The organism is Xenorhabdus aichiensis, from assembly GCF_028598775.1.
In the GTDB taxonomy this organism is placed as follows: domain Bacteria; phylum Pseudomonadota; class Gammaproteobacteria; order Enterobacterales; family Enterobacteriaceae; genus Xenorhabdus; species Xenorhabdus bovienii.
Genome location: NZ_JAQRFO010000012.1, coordinates 24,345 through 42,284, shown reverse-complemented (window position 1 = coordinate 42,284; position 17,940 = coordinate 24,345). Strand labels below are relative to the sequence as shown.

Annotated in this window: 16 protein-coding genes; all 16 read left to right on the top strand. The window is 42.6% G+C overall.

The window, feature by feature from the left end:
• Positions 1-301: 301 nt before the first annotated feature.
• The 16 genes from cspE (at position 302) to cheZ (ending at position 17,713) form a co-directional block, all read left to right on the top strand.
• Entirely contained in the window at positions 302-514 is a 213-nt protein-coding gene (cspE, locus tag PSI22_RS07590) for a transcription antiterminator/RNA stability regulator CspE (protein WP_010847246.1), read from the top strand.
• An 830-nt stretch (positions 515-1,344) separates the two neighbouring features.
• Positions 1,345-2,043 carry an MgtC family protein gene (locus PSI22_RS07585; protein WP_273579240.1) on the top strand — a complete coding sequence of 233 codons (699 nt, stop codon included), beginning with the start codon at positions 1,345-1,347 and terminating at the stop codon, positions 2,041-2,043.
• 529 nt (positions 2,044-2,572) lie between these two features.
• Entirely contained in the window at positions 2,573-3,064 is a 492-nt protein-coding gene (locus PSI22_RS07580) for a hypothetical protein (RefSeq protein WP_273579239.1), read from the top strand.
• Positions 3,065-3,120: 56 nt separating this feature from the next.
• Entirely contained in the window at positions 3,121-3,309 is a 189-nt protein-coding gene (locus tag PSI22_RS07575) for a hypothetical protein (protein ID WP_273579238.1), read from the top strand.
• A 2,132-nt stretch (positions 3,310-5,441) separates the two neighbouring features.
• Positions 5,442-5,792: a flagellar transcriptional regulator FlhD gene (gene flhD, locus PSI22_RS07570; protein ID WP_273579237.1), complete on the top strand. Its 351-nt coding sequence runs from the start codon at positions 5,442-5,444 to the stop codon at positions 5,790-5,792.
• Between the two features lie 2 nt (positions 5,793-5,794).
• Complete coding sequence (flhC, locus tag PSI22_RS07565; RefSeq protein WP_038190163.1) at positions 5,795-6,376, top strand: flagellar transcriptional regulator FlhC; 582 nt, start codon at positions 5,795-5,797, stop codon at positions 6,374-6,376.
• Between the two features lie 137 nt (positions 6,377-6,513).
• Positions 6,514-7,395, top strand: a complete 882-nt coding sequence (gene motA / locus PSI22_RS07560; protein ID WP_273579236.1) for a flagellar motor stator protein MotA — start codon at positions 6,514-6,516, stop codon at positions 7,393-7,395.
• A gap of 2 nt (positions 7,396-7,397) precedes the next feature.
• Positions 7,398-8,399, top strand: a complete 1,002-nt coding sequence (gene motB, locus PSI22_RS07555; RefSeq protein WP_273579235.1) for a flagellar motor protein MotB — start codon at positions 7,398-7,400, stop codon at positions 8,397-8,399.
• 6 nt (positions 8,400-8,405) lie between these two features.
• On the top strand, positions 8,406-10,571 hold the full coding sequence (gene cheA, locus PSI22_RS07550) for a chemotaxis protein CheA (protein ID WP_273579234.1): 2,166 nt from the start codon (positions 8,406-8,408) through the stop codon (positions 10,569-10,571).
• Between the two features lie 11 nt (positions 10,572-10,582).
• The gene (gene cheW / locus PSI22_RS07545; RefSeq protein WP_012988402.1) at positions 10,583-11,080 is read left to right on the top strand and encodes a chemotaxis protein CheW; all 498 of its coding nucleotides are present in this window, start codon (positions 10,583-10,585) and stop codon (positions 11,078-11,080) included.
• Positions 11,081-11,256: 176 nt separating this feature from the next.
• Entirely contained in the window at positions 11,257-12,960 is a 1,704-nt protein-coding gene (locus tag PSI22_RS07540; RefSeq protein ID WP_273579233.1) for a methyl-accepting chemotaxis protein, read from the top strand.
• A 55-nt stretch (positions 12,961-13,015) separates the two neighbouring features.
• Positions 13,016-14,647: a methyl-accepting chemotaxis protein gene (locus tag PSI22_RS07535; RefSeq protein WP_273579232.1), complete on the top strand. Its 1,632-nt coding sequence runs from the start codon at positions 13,016-13,018 to the stop codon at positions 14,645-14,647.
• A 6-nt stretch (positions 14,648-14,653) separates the two neighbouring features.
• Positions 14,654-15,544, top strand: coding sequence for a protein-glutamate O-methyltransferase CheR (cheR, locus tag PSI22_RS07530; RefSeq protein WP_273579231.1), 891 nt, complete (start codon positions 14,654-14,656; stop codon positions 15,542-15,544).
• Positions 15,537-16,589 carry a protein-glutamate methylesterase/protein-glutamine glutaminase gene (locus tag PSI22_RS07525; RefSeq protein ID WP_273579230.1) on the top strand — a complete coding sequence of 351 codons (1,053 nt, stop codon included), beginning with the start codon at positions 15,537-15,539 and terminating at the stop codon, positions 16,587-16,589. Before cheR ends, PSI22_RS07525 begins: the two co-directional genes overlap by 8 nt.
• A 68-nt stretch (positions 16,590-16,657) precedes the next feature.
• Positions 16,658-17,047: a chemotaxis response regulator CheY gene (cheY, locus tag PSI22_RS07520; RefSeq protein ID WP_273579229.1), complete on the top strand. Its 390-nt coding sequence runs from the start codon at positions 16,658-16,660 to the stop codon at positions 17,045-17,047.
• Between the two features lie 9 nt (positions 17,048-17,056).
• Entirely contained in the window at positions 17,057-17,713 is a 657-nt protein-coding gene (gene cheZ, locus PSI22_RS07515; RefSeq protein WP_273579228.1) for a protein phosphatase CheZ, read from the top strand.
• The last annotated feature ends 227 nt before the right edge of the window (positions 17,714-17,940 follow it).

Here is a 17,940-nt window from a genome sequence, read left to right as displayed (position 1 = left end):
ATAAAATTATAACTGTACCTATTTATTATGTCATTTTGTTCTAATATTGAGCGCATACAGCTTTTTTAAATCGATAATACATAAAAAGGTTGCTATTCCTGTGCGGTCATGAGTTAATGCGTTTGGCCTGATAAACAGACCTACTTTATGTACGACATCTTGAGTTAATGAGTTATGTGTAAGTGCTATCTCCGGTAGCCTTTGTTGACCGTTTCCTTCTTAGTGCCTCCATAAGTAATAGCTGATACTGGCCAACACATGCCCGAGGTGGCGAGTTTTTTTTGATATATAGGAAAGTCAAATGTCTGACAAAATGAAAGGTCAAGTGAAGTGGTTCAACGAGTCTAAAGGCTTTGGTTTCATCACTCCAGCTGATGGTAGCAAAGACGTATTCGTTCACTTCTCTGCCATTCAAGGTAACGGTTTCAAAACTCTGGCTGAAGGCCAGAACGTAGAATTCACCATTGAAAATGGTGCCAAAGGCCCAGCAGCAGCAAACGTAACTGCTATCTAATAAGCCTTTATGCCTTTATCTAAGCTCGCCACACTTAAATGTCGTGGCGGGCTTTTTGTTTTTTATCTTAGTTACTTTTATGCCAATTTATTTGGATGAGAAAAATAACAGGATGAAGAACACGGTTTGTTGCCTATCCCCCACCAGACTCAGATAAAAATGAGTCACACGCTATTTAAGACCTATGATTTTTTAATGAAAAAGGCGATAAATCGCACGATTTTTGTGAAATCGTCTACCGGTTAAGCCTTTACTTATCAATTTTACCTGTTTATACTCCCTCCAAATTTTATTGGAGAGCTAATAATTGGACAGTCAAAGTTTTAGGTTAAATAAAAAATAATCCGGTAAGCTGTTCATTTCCTCCCGATCTGCTGCTTACCTTAAAAGGTGGGCGGTACTACTCCAACTTCATGAGCTGTACTCACCCGACAAAAGATTATTTGATACTCAGAATTTATTGCATTGAATTCTAAATAAAGTATCAACAGAAACTATATCGGGGTATTCATAATGTGGTTATATACTCATTCCTTATTTCCTCCGGGAACATACAAATAATCTAGTCGAATTAAATATTCGGTATCATATTCCATGTGCAAGATGAAGAAATTATCTCTTTAGGTTATCTATTGAGCTGTAGTCTATTAAAAAATAGTTATTAGTGGTTAAAATTTTCATATATAACGTATGGGAGTTATTTTTCAACTGCGGGCTGAAAACCATCTTAAGTTATTTAATCAATAGAACCTCAATAAATAAAACTAACTGAATTAGGCCATTAATGCACATGATTCTTGATTTATCCATTTGATATTATGGAGAATTTCATGTTGTTAACACCTATTGCCATTCATTTACTATCTGCAATGTTTTTTGGGGCTCTGATTGGAGCTGAACGCCAATGGCGCCAGCGTATGGCCGGATTAAGAACTAATGCCTTGGTCGCTACTGGCGCCGCCGTCTTTATTCTAAGTTCAATGTCGGCTTCTGTTGATAGCTCTGGGCGTATTGCCGCGCAGGTTGTATCCGGTATTGGTTTTCTTGGAGCTGGCGTGATTATGCGCCAAGGAATGAATATTCGGGGCTTAAATACTGCTGCAACATTGTGGTGTTCGGCGGGTATTGGCGTGTTATGCGGACTTGGTCAATATTGGTCTGCGAGCATTGCCACAGGTATTATTCTGTGTGCGAACATTCTATTGAGAGAGGCCGCACAGCGGATTAATGCCCAACCTTATCAACAAGACTTAGATTTAGAACAACGCTATAAGATCCATATTGTCTGTGATATTCATGATGAAATCCTAGTCAGAACACTGATCCTACAGGAAATTAATGGGTTAGGTGTCAGGTTGCAGTCATTGAGTAGTGTTGATGCCATTCAACCCGACAGGCTTGAAGTCTGTGCAGAAATATTGGCAACACCGGCTGAGCAAAAAGAAATAGAGTCGATTGTTTGTCGAGTGAGTTTGGAAAAAAGCGTCAGTTCAGTTAATTGGAAAATTGTTACAGAATTGCCTGCTTAGAATAATTTTATATTACTAATTCCATAATTTTATATCTATCAGGGGATAAGTACGGATGATATTCCGCCTATCCCTTGAACTGAATAAGGCGTTGTCTAAAGCCAGCCAACCTGTTCAATGAAGTACACATGAAAAAGCACCTCATGCGTTTATTCAGCTAGTCCATCGCTTTCCATAATTCGTTTATTTATGTCCTGATGCTTTTGGTGATGATCATCTTTTTTACTGATTACTTTTTGTCGTCACGTCATGAAAATGAAATAAATATAACTGATGTTATTATTGCATTAATGATAATTTCATTGAGTGGTTTATTCCCGTTCTGGCAGGTAAGATACTTTAGTCTTTCATTGGGCATAGCTAAACAAGCGGCACTATGGATTTGATGGGTCAAGCGATTGTCAGGTCTGGGAGCGAAAAATCTGGTATTGGTTTTCTCAGCAGCTACAGAAAAATTGATGAGTTATCTTTTGATTTTGTTAGACGTAGCTTGCCGATTTCTGTTCAAGAACAGTAGCAAAAGTACTAATTGATTGGTAAAGGGGCTATTGGGGAAATGCTATCAGTATGCTCTCATATGAGGTTAAAGGAGAAAATAATTTCTCTCACTGAAGAGAATCGTAACAATGTGATGGAGCTGGTTAATCTCTATAAAGAGCAAGGTTTCAGAGGGTTAATCTTAGTGACAGGGGAGTTAAGTCTTGATGAGGCGAAACATCCATTTTCTGTTGCTGATGAAAAGGGGATGGTACTGCAAGGTTTATTAACATTTTTAGATTTGCCAAAGGTGAGTGCGGCGATGGCAATTGCTGCATTAAGGGAAAATGACGTTTCAGCTAAGGTACTTAACAGAGATAGCCCTGTCATTACCGCAGAAATTTACCGTGATGTGGGTTTAGATCCTAGGAATATTTTTATTAGTTTTGATATTGAATTTGCGAGTGATGAAGACCTTTCAAAAGAAGTGGAATTAAGAACAGCATTTTGTAAGTTAACCCCACGGAAAAGTCACGCATTTTAAAGTCATTGCAAAATAATAGATACACAGTTAGTTTTTTCGGTAATGGAATAAATGATATGTCTACATTGCGGTATGCTGATATCGGTATTTCTGTTGACACCAGAATCGATACCGCAAAAGAGTCAGAGGATATCATTTTGTTTGATAAAAATCTGATGGTATTAGGGGAACGAGTAACAAAAAGTAGGGAAACGTTTGGGAATATCATTAAGTATTTAAATATGACAGCCAGTCGGATTTCGTGAATGTATTTTCGATACTGATTGCCAGAGTATTTATTCCATTTTTACTGATGTTAGCCATCTATTTGCTTGTACAAAACCTAATGTACGATATTTCACAACTGTCTTTGTCGTAAGACAAAATGGATAAAGAGTTATTGAGAATTCCTCGCAAATAGATGTAAAGAATATCGGATATTTTATGAATGGGTTAGGGACGACATTTTCTATCTTAGATATCACAATATTCGCTATGATTTGATGTGTATTTATAGTGAGCTGTACAGAACATCAAACTTTATTCCAATAGGCTAGTTCATGGAAGGCCAGTTGTCTCAGGCACTGGCTGTACATATGTTGCGTACACAAAAAGTTCTGTTTGTCCAAAGTATCGTCGCATTACCTGTGTTATTAACAGCGTCAATAATTATGACACTAGGTATATACATACTATTTTTACCATTTGATGTACTAATTGGATTACAGTCATTGCTTTAGAAATATTTTCTCTGGTGAATAGGAACACTAATATACGACTGCGTCATCACCCAAATGATGAAGCAATTTTACATTCATCACGGTGGTGGATAGTTGTAAATAATTCTCATTAATTAACATCTTATTTTGTGTGGATTAAGTCAGCCGTCCACACAGTGGCTGCCATTATCACCCTCATCATGACTCATTTTTTACAGATATTTCGAATAGGTATTGATGTTATTCTTTAAATATGATCTTACTATCACAATAAATATAAATTTAATGAGGTAATAAGGTCATATTTACCCGTTATTCTCTTTATTTGAATCGTTACTTTTATATGATCTATTGTTACTTATATTTTAAATTAAGTAAGATAATTTCCTTTTTCATATTTATTTATTCTGTTTGCATTTCCTGTTTTGTATTCAAAGTGTTTTTTCTGCTTTTAATTGGATTTTATGTTATAAGAATTTATTGTCAAATTTGTATTTGGGAGTGATTTTGTTTCTATTTTTTATGTTATTTAAGGAAATTAATTTTCTGTTAATGGGGGATTTTTCTTTTGTGTACACAGTCAGTCACTCCGTTCTGTATAAATGGCATAAACATTGATTATTCTTAACATTATGAAAAAAGAGCACGCTTTTAATGATAAATTAATCTTATTGATCGTGAGTATAAGGTAGTCAATGAGGAGAAATAACCACCAGTGAGGATTTAGTTAAATTTATGCCATAAACTGTCTATCTATAAGTTTATTTACTTTAGATGAATTTATATATGATGGTGGTCTAGCGTGACTTCTGTGGTTTTGAATAGTAGTGGCTTTTGTTGTGTTCTCGAAGCCTTGTCCGCTGTATTTACTCTAAGGCAGGGATGTAGATGTTTTTTTATTTCAACATCATACTGTATTTTATCTTATTTTTGTGATCTGTGTGATATTTATGCGTAAAGTGGCTTGAATGCCACCTTTTCCTCTGTGTGAAAAGAATACGATCGTAAATCAAAAATGATCAGATTAGTAGCTTTTTAATAACTAGTATTCACATATAATTAATAAATTTGGCATAACTATGATCTAAGTCAACTTATAGTGGAAGATGAGTACCTACCTACATTATCAAGAGGCAAATTTTACTAACATATTGAGAATTTAACTAAAGTATATATTTTTTATCGCTATTTTAAATTTAGAAGTTTAATAGATCGTATAAAACAAAAAACAGTCCTTAATATTTTTATTTAGATAATTTAACTTATTAATTGTGGACTATTTTTCGTTTTCTATTGCTTGAATAGTTAATGAGCTAGAATCATAATAAAAAGTGTCAGTTTTGTGATATATGTCACATAGTATTTAAAATGGCATATATTCTCCGTTGTATAAGTTGATGATTCAGGAGTAAAGTTAATTAGCATTAAGAATATTCTTAATCAATTGTGGCAAGTGCATTAATCAGATGACGCAATAATACTTTCACAACCCATTACCGAAATATTTTAGAAATTGGGCGATCCCAAGAGTAATACAAAGGACAGTTACTGCTCTGGCTAAAGATGTATATTTCAGTTATGTCGGAGATTATTGAATCTCATGCTACTGGTAATTTTGTCGTGAGTGATTCTTTGATCACTTAATTAATTTTTCATATAATCGGACGGGATATATAGAAATGAGTACGGTTGAATTGCTCAAACATATTTATGACATAAATTTATCGTATTTGCTTTTAGCGCAACGGCTAATTAACCATGAGAAAGCATCTGCGATGTTCCGTTTAGGTATTAGTGAATCGATGGCTGATACGTTGGCCGAGCTGACATTGCCTCAGTTAGTAAAATTAGCTGAAACTAACCAACTGATTTGCCATTTTCGGTTAGAAGACCACGAAACGGTGCTGCAGTTAACGAAGGAATCGCGGGTGGACGATCTGCAACAAATTCACACAGGTATTTTGCTGTCTACTCATCTTTTTCAGCAGTTATCTGTGCTGGATGACATTTCAATCAAGAAAAGAGCGTGAAGATGGTTGAAAAAAGTATTGTTCAGGAAGCGAAAGATATCCATCTTGCAATGGAGCTCATCACTTTAGGTGCACGGTTGCAAATGCTTGAAAGTGAAACACAATTAAGCAGAGGGCGATTGATCAGGCTGTATAAAGAGTTGCGGGGAAGCCCTCCGCCTAAAGGGATGCTTCCTTTTTCGACGGATTGGTTTATGACTTGGGAACAGAATATTCACTCTTCTATGTTCTACAATGCTTATCGTTTCTTGATGAAAAGCGGGCATTGTGACGGTGTTGAAGCTGTTGTAAAAGCTTACCGACTGTACCTTGAGCAATGTCCTCCAAGCAGCGAAGGTGGGCCTGTTCTGGCACTGACCAGAGCCTGGACACTTGTCCGTTTCGTTGATAGCGGGATGCTACAGCCAACAGAGTGTCGCTGCTGTGGTGGCACTTTCATCACGCACGCCCACCAACCGGTGAACAGCTTTGTTTGTAGTCTTTGCCAGCCACCTTCACGAGCGGTAAAAAAACGTAAACTTTCCGCTCTGCCTGCCGATACTAATTCACAACTGCTGGATGGATTTGCTCAGCAAGCTATGTGAATTTAAATGGGAAACTTAAAAGCAGGTTACAGGTTTTTATGTGCAGACCTGTAACCTGCTCTGTCATACCGTTCTTCGTTTACTAATTCGCCCTGTTCAAATCCCATCTGCTCACCAACTTAGCTAAAGGATATCGCGTGTTAGTACTTTTAGGATATATAGTGGTTTTTGGTGCGGTAATTGGTGGCTATCTGCTTGTCGGTGGCCACATGGGCGCACTTTATCAGCCAGCGGAATTTTTGATTATTGCAGGTGCGGGTATTGGCGCTTTTATCGTAGGCAATAATGGCAAGGCGATAAAGGCAACACTGCGTGTTTTACCAAAAGTATTGCGCAGATCAAAATACAATAAAGCGATGTACATGGATTTAATGGCGCTGCTGTTCCGCCTGTTATCCAAATCACGCCAAAATGGGCTTCTGGCTTTGGAGCGGGATATCGAAAATCCACACCAGAGCGACATCTTCACACAGTATCCCCGTTTGTTAAAAGATCCCTATTTGATGGATTTCATCACTGATTATATGCGTTTGATCATCAGCGGTAACATGAATCCCCATGAAATTGAGGCCTTGATGGATGAAGAAATCGAGACTTATGAACAAGAGAGTGAAGTCCCTGCGACCAGTCTGGCGATAGTTGGGGATTCACTGCCGGCATTTGGCATCGTTGCCGCCGTCATGGGGGTAGTTCATGCACTCGGATCAGCGGATCGCCCAGCCGGGGAACTGGGTGCGTTAATCGCCCATGCGATGGTGGGAACATTCTTAGGGATCTTATTGGCTTACGGTTTTGTTTCTCCTCTGGCAACCTTGCTGCGTCAACGTAGCAGCGAACAGGTAAAAATGATGCAGTGCATCAAGATTACACTGCTTTCCAACCTGAATGGTTATGCTCCACAGATTGCGGTCGAATTCGGTCGTAAAACATTATTCCTCACAGATCGTCCTTCATTTACGGAACTTGAAGAACATGTTCGTCGGGTTAAAGCTCCTGTACAACAAGAAGTCGAAGAATAATTATGAGAGCGAATAATGTTACTGTCATCAGAGTAAAAAAACGCAAAAAACACGGTGAGAAGCACTGTGGTGGATCATGGAAGATTGCATATGCCGATTTCATGACTGCGATGATGGCGTTTTTTCTGGTCATGTGGCTGCTATCGATCGCCAGCCCACAGGAGTTAACCAGCATTGCAGACTATTTTCGTACTCCCTTGCAGGTAGCGATAAACCAAGGGCCGCAAAGCAGCGATAGCACAAATCCGATTCCTGGGGGAGGGGATGAAGTTTTTCAGCAGGATGGAGAAGTTTTTCGCGAATCTAAACTTGTTGAATCCAATGAGGAAAAACGTCGTCTGAATCGACTGCACCAACAACTTGATCAACTTATTATCACCGATCCTCGCCTAAAAGAACTACGTCCCCATTTGTTGATCGACATGATGGATGAAGGTTTGCGCATTCAGATCATCGATAGGGAAAACCGTCCGATGTTTATGGTTGGCAGTGCGAAGGTTGAGAGTTACATGAGAGATATTTTGCAGGCAATTGCGCCGATTTTGAATGGAATTCCGAACAAAGTCAGCCTTTCTGGTCATACCGATAATTTACAGTATGCTAATGGCCAAAGGGGTTATAGCAACTGGGAACTCTCTGCAGATCGTGCTAATGCCTCAAGGCGAGAATTGCTGAACGGTGGCTTAGATGAGGTCAAAATCCTGCGGGTTGTTGGTATGGCATCCACTGTCAGTATGCAGAAGGGAATTGATCCTAATTCACCGGTTAACCGCCGTATCAGCATTATTGTCTTGAATAAAGATGCAGAAAAACGGATTGAGCAGGAAAACAGTGGTGGTGACGCCATGACCGCTAACAGTAGTATGGATATGCAAGAAGTCATCAGAACGGATTCGAATAAGGGAGCGCCTTCTCAGCAACCCACCGAACAATCCAATGAAATCACAATATCGGTACAGACTCAGACTGAGCCGTCCAGTGATACTAATAAGGTGACAGAGTAAGTAACGATGGATATTACCGCGTTTTATCAGACCTTCTTTGATGAAGCAGATGAATTATTGGACGATATGGAGCAGCACTTATTGCTGCTCGATGCCGATGAACCTGATCATGAACAACTAAATGCAATTTTTCGCAGCGCCCACTCCATCAAAGGGGGCGCTGCAACTTTTGGTTTTGCCAAGCTGCAACAAACCACGCATGTTTTGGAGAATCTGCTAGACAGTGCCAGACGTGACGAAATACGCCTGACTACTGACATTATTAACCTGTTTTTAGAAGCGAAAGATATTATGCAGCAGCAATTGGATGCCTATAAAAGTTCTCAGGAGCCGGATGAAGATACATTCAATTATATCTGCGAGACATTGCGCCAGCTTGCCTTAGAGCTACAGGAAGATAAGCAGGACAAGAGTTCTGACGCTGCAATGCCTGCAATTCAGCTTGAACCTGCATTGAAAGAGAGTGTGCTGGAAGCTGAAGAAGAACAGGCAGTCGTGATCAATCAGCCAGAAGAAAAAAATCTTTCGGCAGGCAAAACTGCTCAAGGGAGAATTCGTGTTCATCTATCTGGGCTAAAAGAACGCGAAGTCTCCTTGATGAAGGATGAATTGGGGCATCTTGGTGATGTTTACGACGTTGAACAGACCGCAGACAGCCTTGAAGCTTCATTGATCACATCTGCAACAGAAGATGACATCACCGCTGTAATGTGTTTTGTGATTGAACCTGAACAGATAACTTTTCTGCCTGTTGCGGACTCGCATCCGGCAGAAACTGGAGCAGATGTTCAGTCTGAAAAAAAACCAGCGGCAGAAGGTGTGGCAATCGAAAGTTGTGTGGCTGTAAGTACGATAAGTACTGATAAACCACAGCCTGCTGACGTGCCACAAAAATCAGAAGTACATGAAGTAGGGCGTCCAGCCCCGCGTCCGGTAGCGGGATCACCACGTCAACGTGTCGAATCTTCCAGTATTCGTGTTGCTGTTGAGAAGGTGGATCAACTCATCAATCTGGTGGGAGAACTGGTCATTACCCAATCTATGCTGGCACAGCATTGTGATGGATTGGAGCAGACAAAACACAGCGAACTGCTGAGTTGTATGGCTCAATTGCAGCGAAACTCCCGTGATTTGCAAGAATCCGTCATGTCGATCCGCATGATGCCGATGGAGTACGTTTTCAGCCGATATCCACGTTTGGTACGGGATTTGGCAGGAAAATTGAACAAAAAAGTGGAACTGACGCTGATCGGTAGCTCAACGGAACTCGATAAGAGCTTGATCGAGCGGATTATTGATCCCCTCACGCATCTAGTACGCAACAGCCTCGATCACGGTATTGAAAGCCCGGAAAAACGAATTGCAGCCGGAAAATCAGAAACGGGTAGCTTGACGCTCTCGGCTGAACATCAGGGCGGCAATATCTGCATTGAGGTTATCGATGATGGCGCAGGCCTGAACCGCGAGAAGATCTTGGCAAAAGCGCGGTCTCAAGGGTTGAATGTCAGTGAAAACATGAGTAATGAAGAAGTGGCCATGTTGATTTTTGCGCCTGGATTCTCTACCGCAGAAGTGGTAACGGATGTTTCTGGTCGCGGCGTCGGAATGGATGTTGTGAAGCGCAATATTCAGGATATGGGTGGCCAGATTCAGATCAGTTTCCAAGAAGGGAAGGGGACGATCATTCGCATTTTACTGCCGCTGACATTGGCAATACTGGATGGCATGTCTGTCAAAGTCAATGATGAAGTCTTCATTCTGCCATTGAGTGCGGTGGTCAGTTCATTACAGCCACAGGAAGAAGATATCTATCCTCTGGCGGGCGATGAAAAACTGCTGCAAGTCCGCGGGGAATATTTACCGCTATTGGAATTGTACCGGATATTTGATATTTCGAACGGGGAAACTTCGTCAACCAAAGGTATTGCCGTCATTGTTCAGAGCGCGGGGCGTCGCTATGCACTGCTGGTGGATAAACTGGTCGGGCAGCATCAGGTAGTCGTTAAAAATATCGAGAGCAATTACCGTAAAGTACCTGGCATTTCGGCTGCCACCATTATGGGAGACGGCAGTGTTGCCCTGATCATTGATATTCCTGCTTTGCAGAAACTCAATCATGAACAGTTGGCTACGCGTAAGGCGGAGCTAGTGAATAAAAAAATAACACAGTAAAAGGTAACATCATGTCAGCCATAGAAGAATTCAGTAAATTATCGGGGGAAACGACCGGAAAGGAATATCTGGTTTTCACCTTGGGTGACGAAGAGTATGGAATTGAAATACTGAAAGTGCAGGAAATACGCGGTTACGACCAAGTTACCCGGATTGCGAATACACCTTCTTTTATCAAAGGGATAACCAATCTGCGTGGGGTGATTGTTCCCATTATTGACTTGAGGATCAAATTCTCGCAAGAAAACGTCACTTATAACGACAACACCGTTGTGATTGTCCTGAACCTGCTTAATCGTGTGGTAGGAATTGTGGTCGATGGTGTGTCCGATGTGCTGTCTCTGAAGGACGATCAAATTTGCCCAGCGCCGGAGTTTGCGGTCACTTTGTCAACTGAATATCTGACAGGGTTAGGTTCCATTGATGAACGGATGTTGATTCTGGTGGATATCGAAAAACTCCTTAACAGTGAAGAAATGGCATTGGTGGATTCTGTCGCCAAGAGCTGATATTTCAGGGCTGTCGTGATTGTTGCCACTCACTATAGTCAGTCGAGCAAAACGGCAGCCTTAATTGTTTTAGATCAAAAAAATAGTGCAAAAACTCAATTTTTTGGATTACACATAAAGTTCCCTTTAAGGGTGCCGATAACACTGGCATAGCAATTTATTACAAAAGGGAAGTCATGTTTAACCGAATGAAAATAGTGACGGGGCTAATCTCAGTCATCATATTATTTGGTGCTCTGCAATTTATCTCCGGGGGACTGTTCTTTAATGGTTTAAAGAACGATACAGAAGCCTTTGATTTATTGGATAAAATGCGGCAGCAGCAAAAGTTATTGGATGAAAGCTGGATCAACCTGCTGCAAGCCCGTAATAACCTGAACCGTGTTGGCATCATCTATATGATGAAAGAACGCGATCTTGAGGGTACTTACCAAATTGATGATGTTCTGGCTGAATCTAAAGTCAATTTAGCTCGTGGGGAACGCCGCTTCGAGCAATTTGAACAGCTCAAAAAATTGCCCATACATGATCCAGACCATCTCCAACGTTTAAAACAAACTCATCATGAATATCTTAACGCGCTCAAAGAGTTGGATGGGTTTCTGGCAAAAAAACAGTATAAAGAATTTTTTGCCCAGAAAACCACCGACTATCAGAACGCTTTTAATGTGGAATACGACTACTATCTGAACCAGGATCAAAAACTGTATGATGAAGTGGCGCGCGAAGCAGATATCGCTTATCGCAATATCATCATTAGCTTAATCTCTGTGTTTGTGCTGTTGATTTTGGTTATGGCAGTAAGCTGGATTAGCTTGCGTAAAGCATTGATCAATCCATTGAATAAATTACTGGAAAATATTAAAGCCTTCTCGAAAGGTGACTTGACCCAAACCATCAATGTGTCCGGTACCAATGAAATGGGCATGCTGGCGGTTGGCTTGAGGCATATGCAGGACGAGCTGATCCATACCGTCAGAAGTGTTCATCAGAGTACGGAAACCATCTATACCGGCACCAGCGAAATTGCCGCGGGTAACAACGATCTTTCTTCTCGTACAGAACAGCAGGTGGCTTCGCTGGAGGAAACCGCTGCCAGCATGGAACAGTTGACTGCAACGGTAAAACAGAATGCTGACAATGCCCGTCAAGCGAGCAATTTGGCTGACAATGCCTCCGATATCGCCCGTCAGGGAGGTAAAGTGGTGGCGAATGTGGTGCAAACCATGCATGACATTGCTGACAGTTCCCGCAAAATTTCTGATATCACCGGTGTGATTGATGCCATTGCCTTCCAGACCAATATTCTTGCCCTTAACGCTGCGGTAGAAGCTGCTCGTGCAGGTGAGCATGGCCGCGGTTTTGCGGTGGTTGCCGGCGAAGTTCGCAATTTGGCACAACGCAGTGCGGAAGCGGCCAAAGAAATCAAATCCCTGATTGAAGACTCTGTGGATCGTACTAACACCGGTTCTGTGCTGGTGGAAAGTGCCGGCGAAACGATGAATAAAATTGTCGATTCTGTGACCCGCGTGACTGACATCATGGGGGAAATTGCATCGGCTTCTGATGAACAAAGTAGAGGAATTACTCAAGTTGGTGTCGCTATTTCTGAAATGGATAGAGTTACACAACAGAATGCGTCACTGGTTGAACAGTCTGCGGCCGCAGCAGCGGCACTGGAAGAGCAGGCCATGATCTTGACCAAAGCAGTCTCGTTGTTCCAGCTACCGGAGCAGGCCGAAAGGAAGCAGTCTGAAAAAAGAAAACATGAAGTTTTATCGACGATAAAATCGCCGACTCCTCCAGCTAATAAAACGAATCCTCCTGTGCTGAAGAAAGGCAGCAATGTGGAAGACCCCTCTAATTGGGAAACATTCTAAAAAATAATAGCGATAACCACGGCTGCATAATGCAGCCGTTAAACGAGGTGATTACATGTTAGGCAGGCTTCGCATATCAACCAGTTTATATCTATTACTCATGATGTTTTGTGTTATGCAAATTATTTCGAGCGGCTTGTCTCTGGGAATAATTCATACAGACCAGTCATATATTGAAAGAATTGATTTGGGAACTAAACGAAGAGATACCCTTGGATTGAGCTGGGCAGCAATGCTGCAAACGCGTAACACTCTCAACAAAATTGCCATTGGCCAAAAAGTGGGTCAGTCGCAGGATCAGATCGACGCGATGGAAGCGTTGCTCAAAAGCTCATTGAATGAAGCTGAAAGGAATTTCGCACAGTTCAGTGCGTTACCTCAGATAGAAAAGAATGACCAAAGTGTCGCCTTATTGGCTGCGGTTGAGCGTTCTTACCAAGAATATTTTAATGCGTTGAAAGAGCTGAAAACGTATCTTTATGAAGGGAACTTCCAAGCATTTCTTGATCAGCCAACAGAAAATTACCAGCGCCAGCTAGAAGTCGCATACAACAATTACATGCAATATCTCGGCCTTAACATCAGCACAGCGGTTTCCGATGGCGCTTTTTACTATAAAGTTTCCATCGCCATGTTTTTTGGTTCTATCCTGATGGTATTTGTTGTTTCGGCAACAGCGCACTGGTGGATGCGACGTAATCTGCTCCGGCCGTTTGACAATATGCGAGCCTGTTTTCAGGACGTGGCAGAAGGCCGCCTGAATAAAGAAATTGCTGTCACAACCAGTGACGAAATTGGCGATATATTCAGAAAACTGCGCGACATGCAAAAATCACTGATCAAATCGATCTCTTCCGTGCGGGACAACACCAATCAAATGTATGCCGGTATTCAGGAAATCTCACAGGGCAATACCGACCTATCATCGCGCACTGAAGAACAGGCTGCGTCGCTGGAAGAAACCGCTGCCAGCATGGAAGAGCTGACTGTTACTGTCAAACAGAACGCTGAAAACGCACGTCAGGCCAGTGAACTGGCAGTATCTGCTTCCCAGACGGCTTCGAAAGGTGGTGAATTGACCGTCAGCGTGGTGGCCACTATGGATGAAATTGCCAACAGTTCGAAGAAAATCAGCGCCATTATCAGTGTCATTGATGGCATAGCCTTCCAAACCAATATCCTGGCATTAAATGCGGCGGTTGAAGCAGCGCGTGCCGGTGAGCAGGGACGTGGGTTCTCTGTCGTGGCGGGCGAAGTGCGTGACTTGGCGCAACGCAGTGCTGAGGCGGCGAAAGAAATCAAAACCCTGATCGATGAATCTGTCCATCGAGTTAACCAAGGTTCTGAGCTAGTTAATAACGCCGGGAACACCATGGATGAATTAGTCAAATCAGTGAACCAAGTCACTGAACTGATGGCTGAAATTGCAGCCGCTTCTGATGAACAAAGCCGTGGTATTCATCAGGTTGCCCAAGCTGTCAGCCAGATGGATCAAGTCACACAGCAAAATGCGGCATTGGTGGAACAATCTGCGGCCGCCGCCGCTGCGCTTGAAGATAAGGCCGACACATTAGTGAAAACCGTTGCTTTATTTGAACTGCCTGAAGGCTTAGACAATGAGTATGACCATCAGACATCCTCTGCTTCAAAAATGACCGATGAGTATATCGCAAGTCAAAACCGCTGAGGTCAGATGAAATCCAATTTAGCAGCCTCAGATACTGATGCTATTTCACCGCTGAACTTTATGTTTCAGCGGCATATTTTGTCGGATGCGCAATTTGAGCGCATCTGCCAGTTTATCTATCAACGGGCTGGTATTGTACTGGCCAAAAATAAACGTGAAATGGTTTACAACCGTCTGGTCAGGCGCTTGCGTGTACTGGGAATCAATGATTTTGGTCAATACCTGTCGATTCTGGAACAGAATATTCATAGCAAAGAATGGGAATTATTCATCAATGCATTGACCACCAATCTCACGGCGTTTTTCAGGGAAGCTCATCATTTTCCCATTTTGGCGGCGCATGCTAGTAGAAAAAACGGAGGCACATACCGCGTTTGGAGCGCAGCCGCTTCGACGGGGGAAGAACCGTATTCTATCGCCATGACCTTGTGTGATGCATTGGGGCATCGGACAAATCGGATAAAAATCATTGGCAGCGATATTGATACTCATGTACTGGAAAAAGCCCGTCAGGGAGTATATCGACTGGAAGAATTACAGCACATGAGTGATAGCCAAAAGAAAAAGTATTTTTTCAAAGGCATTGGTCTTTTTGAAGGATATGCCAGAGTGCGTCCTGCACTGGCTGAACTGGTTAACTTTCAGCACTTGAATCTATTGGATTCTGACTGGGCGCTCGAGGGTAAGTTTGATGCGATATTTTGTCGTAATGTCATGATTTATTTTGACAAAAAGACGCAGGAAAGAATTTTGCGTTGTTTTGTCAATTTCTTAAAACCGGATGGTTTGCTCTTTGCGGGGCATTCCGAAAACGTCACTCAAATCAGCCGAGAGTTCTACTTGCAAGGACAGACCGTTTACGGTGTAGGTCGTCGGGCAGGGAGGGGTCATGAATAAAATAACTGTACTGTGTGTGGATGATTCGGCGCTGATGCGCCAGATCATGCGGGAAATAATCAATAGCCACCCAGATATGGAGGTGGTGGACTGCGCGCCAGATCCGTTTGTTGCCCGTGATTTAATAAAAAAACACAACCCTCAGGTATTAACATTAGATGTTGAGATGCCACGCATGGACGGCATTGATTTTCTTGAAAAATTAATGCGTTTGCGTCCCATGCCGGTTGTGATGGTTTCGTCTCTGACGGCGAAAGGATCAGAAATTACATTGAAAGCACTGGAGTTGGGGGCGGTTGATTTTGTGACCAAGCCGCAACTGGGCCTTCGCGAAGGAATGCTGGCCTATAGTGAGCTGATTGCCGAAAAAATCCGCGCTGCGGCACAGGCAAAAATCAGTACCATGCCGTCCAGTCCTGTGATTGCTACCCCATTGAATTTCAAGCCACTATTATCCAGCGAAAAACTGATCGCAGTCGGCGCTTCGACAGGGGGAACAGAGGCAATAAAAAACTTGTTGCAACCTTTGCCTGTCACCAGCCCGGCGTTACTGATCACCCAGCATATGCCGCCGGGTTTTACACGTTCATTTGCAGAAAGGCTCAATAAATTAAGCCAGATCACCGTTAAAGAGGCCGAGAATGGTGAGCGGGTTCTGCCGGGGCATGCTTACATCGCTCCGGGGGATCACCATATGGAACTGTGCCGTAGCGGAGCCAATTATCAAATCATGACTAACCGCGCCCCGCCGGTTAATCGTCATCGTCCTTCCGTTGATGTGCTGTTCCGCTCCGTTGCCAAATATGCGGGACGCAATGCCGTTGGTGTCATCTTGACCGGAATGGGCAGTGATGGTGCTGCCGGCCTGCTGGAAATGAAACAGGCGGGTGCTTATACGCTGGCACAGAGTGAAGCAAGCTGCGTAGTTTTTGGTATGCCACGAGCGGCGATCCAGCTGGGAGCTATTGATGACATTATGGATATTCAAAAAATCAGTAAAGCGATGCTGGCCAAAATCAGCGCAGGGCAATCGATTCGTATTTAGTTGTTGTTATTTGATGTTAACTTTTGCGGCACTGTGCTGCCGGATGAATGAAATTCCAAGGAGTTTTTATGGCAAGTAAGGATCTGAGATTTCTGGTTGTCGATGATTTTGCAACTATGCGTCGCATTGTACGCAATTTATTGAAGGAACTGGGCTTCAACAACGTTGATGAAGCTCAGGATGGAGCCGAAGCGCTGACTAAGCTTCGCACAGCTGAATTTGATTTTGTGATTTCTGACTGGAATATGCCCAATATTGATGGTCTCGAATTGCTGAAAATAATTCGCAGTGAAGAAAAGCTGGCGGCCTTACCCGTCCTGATGGTAACGGCAGAGGCGAAGAAAGAAAACATTATTGCAGCAGCACAGGCCGGAGCCAGCGGTTACGTTGTGAAACCGTTTACTGCGGCGATTTTGGAAGAGAAACTCAATAAAATATTTGAAAAATTGGGGCTCTAAGGAGACAAAATGAGTGAAAATCCAGTCATGCCGAGAGATGAGGCGGTTACTACCAGTGAAATAATCAGTCGTATTGGGCAGTTAACGAGAATGCTGCGCGATAGTCTGCGTGAACTGGGGTTAGATCAAACCATTGCTCAGGCGGCCGAAGCGATCCCTGATGCGAGGGAGCGATTGAATTACGTTGTCCAGATGACGGCACAGGCGGCTGAAAGGGTACTGAACTGCGTTGAAGAGGCGCAGCCCCGCCAGAATGAATTGGAATCTTCTGCAAAATCCTTGACCCAGCGCTGGGATGAGTGGTTTGCAAACCCGAACAATCTGGAACTGACAGAGGCTCGCTCACTGGTGACAGATACGAGAGATTATCTCAATCTCGTACCTGAACATGTCTCATTTACCAATACTCAATTGCTTGAGATCATGATGGCGCAAGACTTTCAGGATCTGACAGGGCAGGTCATCAAACGGATGATGGAAGTCATTCAGGAGCTGGAAAAACAATTGGTCATGGTGTTAATGGAAAATATGCCTTCTGACCAGATGGCCAAAGCGAAAAAAGAGAACGACAGCCTTCTTAACGGCCCTCAGGTTAATCAGAATGGAGCTGGTGTTATTGCCAACCAAGCGCAGGTTGATGATTTATTGGATAGTTTAGGTTTTTGATAACGAATGACGGGACTTTATAACGAATAGCACATTTATTGTTTGATCAGGTTTGGGCGGGTCTGCGGGCTGGCCCAAACTTCTGTCTTCAACCAATTATCCCTCGGTGTATTAATCAAATGGGGAAGAAACTACCTGCTTTTATCTTCTCATCTTAATATTCTTATCATGTTTTTTCCTTATCAGCGGCTTTAATGCAGGACTACTTGTTCATGCGCAGCACGGAG

Bases quoted from the DNA above. Each gene is read 5' to 3' on its own strand.
- cspE (WP_010847246.1), top strand. From the start codon at position 302: ATGTCTGACAAAATGAAAGGTCAAGTGAAGTGGTTCAACGAGTCTAAA.
- PSI22_RS07585 (WP_273579240.1), top strand. From the start codon at position 1,345: ATGTTGTTAACACCTATTGCCATTCATTTACTATCTGCAATGTTTTTT.
- PSI22_RS07575 (WP_273579238.1), top strand. From the start codon at position 3,121: ATGTCTACATTGCGGTATGCTGATATCGGTATTTCTGTTGACACCAGA.
- flhD (WP_273579237.1), top strand. From the start codon at position 5,442: ATGAGTACGGTTGAATTGCTCAAACATATTTATGACATAAATTTATCG.
- flhC (WP_038190163.1), top strand. From the start codon at position 5,795: ATGGTTGAAAAAAGTATTGTTCAGGAAGCGAAAGATATCCATCTTGCA.
- motB (WP_273579235.1), top strand. From the start codon at position 7,398: ATGAGAGCGAATAATGTTACTGTCATCAGAGTAAAAAAACGCAAAAAA.
- cheA (WP_273579234.1), top strand. From the start codon at position 8,406: ATGGATATTACCGCGTTTTATCAGACCTTCTTTGATGAAGCAGATGAA.
- cheW (WP_012988402.1), top strand. From the start codon at position 10,583: ATGTCAGCCATAGAAGAATTCAGTAAATTATCGGGGGAAACGACCGGA.
- PSI22_RS07540 (WP_273579233.1), top strand. From the start codon at position 11,257: ATGTTTAACCGAATGAAAATAGTGACGGGGCTAATCTCAGTCATCATA.
- PSI22_RS07535 (WP_273579232.1), top strand. From the start codon at position 13,016: ATGTTAGGCAGGCTTCGCATATCAACCAGTTTATATCTATTACTCATG.
- cheR (WP_273579231.1), top strand. From the start codon at position 14,654: ATGAAATCCAATTTAGCAGCCTCAGATACTGATGCTATTTCACCGCTG.
- PSI22_RS07525 (WP_273579230.1), top strand. From the start codon at position 15,537: ATGAATAAAATAACTGTACTGTGTGTGGATGATTCGGCGCTGATGCGC.
- cheY (WP_273579229.1), top strand. From the start codon at position 16,658: ATGGCAAGTAAGGATCTGAGATTTCTGGTTGTCGATGATTTTGCAACT.
- cheZ (WP_273579228.1), top strand. From the start codon at position 17,057: ATGAGTGAAAATCCAGTCATGCCGAGAGATGAGGCGGTTACTACCAGT.